This is a genomic window from Mucilaginibacter sp. (genome assembly GCF_036383575.1).
Taxonomy (GTDB): domain Bacteria; phylum Bacteroidota; class Bacteroidia; order Sphingobacteriales; family Sphingobacteriaceae; genus Mucilaginibacter.
Window position 1 is genome coordinate 1 of the sequence record NZ_DASVOB010000149.1, and the last position, 1,503, is coordinate 1,503.

Sequence of the window (1,503 nt, forward strand, 5' to 3'; positions counted from 1 at the left end):
TCTTTTGAGCCCTGCCATGCGTCCTGACAATAGGCATTATCCGACTCAAATTCAAACTGAAAAAAATGTGCTGGCGTTGCATTGGGTTGTATCGCATTGTAAATACCTACCAAAGCCATTTTTACCTGGGTTTCATTCTGGTAAAATGTCGAGGGCGACAAACGGTCTTTCGGCGTCTTATCCAGAAGGCCCTTCTTGCAGCTTGCAAGATTAATAACAGAAAATACGATTAAGACTTTATATATAGTTTTCATGATTTTATCATTTAGAAATTAACATTTATACCTGCGGTCATTACCCGGACTTGCGGATATGCTTCGGCCCTTGTTTGGTCCGTGGTTTGTTCCGGGTCAAATCCTTTGAATTTGGTAAATGTGAATGCGTTTTGCACATTCGCATAGATCCTCAGCGAGCTTAAGCCAATTTTCTTAATAGCAGCCGGACTTAAAGTATATCCTAATTCAATATTTTTAATCCTCAGATAGGATGCATTTTCGACGTAGAAAGAAGAGTGGATATTGTTTCTTACGCCATCCAATGTAAGGCGGGGATAAGTATTAGATGGGTTTTGTGGTGTCCACCTGTTTAACCACCAGGTACCGAGGTTTGCAAAGCCGCTAAAAGGCGAAGCGATTTCATAGTAGGTGTAACCTTGCATACCTTGTACACCTTGTAAAAATGCGCCCAGGTCAAAGCCTTTCCAGGCTACATTAAAGTTAAAAGCATACGTAACGCTTGGAAACTGCTTCCCGATAATTTTGCGGTCATGATTCTGGTCAACTATACCATCACCGTTAAGGTCGGCATATTTAATGTCGCCAGGTTGTGCGTTATAATCGCTTACTTTAACTACACCCGGTTTAAGTGTATAGGTGCGGTTTGCATAAGGGATAGATGCATCACTGTTGTTTTGCCATGTAAAATCAGAGATCTGGTAAATCCCCGTCATTTGATAACCATAGAATGAATTTATAGCCGAACCAACAACAATCGCTTTTGGCGAAGTAAGCTGCTGAGGCACATTCATGGCGAGTATCTTGTTTACAATGTGCGATACATTCAGTGAGGTCCTGAATTTAATGCCATTGTCAAATACCTTTTTATAGGAGATCCCAAGCTCAAAGCCCCTGTTTTGTACTTCACCTGCATTAGCTGTTGGCGCCGATTGAGCAATCGTTAGCGGAATTGGCTGGATCAGCAAGAGGTTTTTAGTCCTTTTATCAAAATAATCTGCAGTAATTTCAATGTTATTATGGAAAGAGATATCAAGCCCTAAATCAAGCTGCTGAGCTGTTTCCCAGGTCAGGTTCTTGTTGGTCATGGCCGTAATTGCAACACCCGAGTAAAGGGTTCCGCCGAACGAATAATTCTGTCCTGAGCTAAGGATATCGCTGCCATTATAATAATTGCTGATATTTTGGTTGCCTAAGCGGCCCCAGGAAGCACGAACTTTGGCAAAATCCAGCCAGGTCAGGCTTTTCATGAAATTTTCCTTCGATAATA

Annotated in this window: 2 pseudogenes; both read right to left on the reverse strand. The window is 41.7% G+C overall.

Annotated elements, in window-relative coordinates:
* A pseudogene (locus tag VF500_RS05415) lies at positions 1-254 on the reverse strand (hypothetical protein); the annotation flags it as partial.
* An 11-nt stretch (positions 255-265) separates the two neighbouring features.
* Positions 266-1,503, reverse strand: a pseudogene (locus VF500_RS05420) (hypothetical protein); the annotation flags it as partial.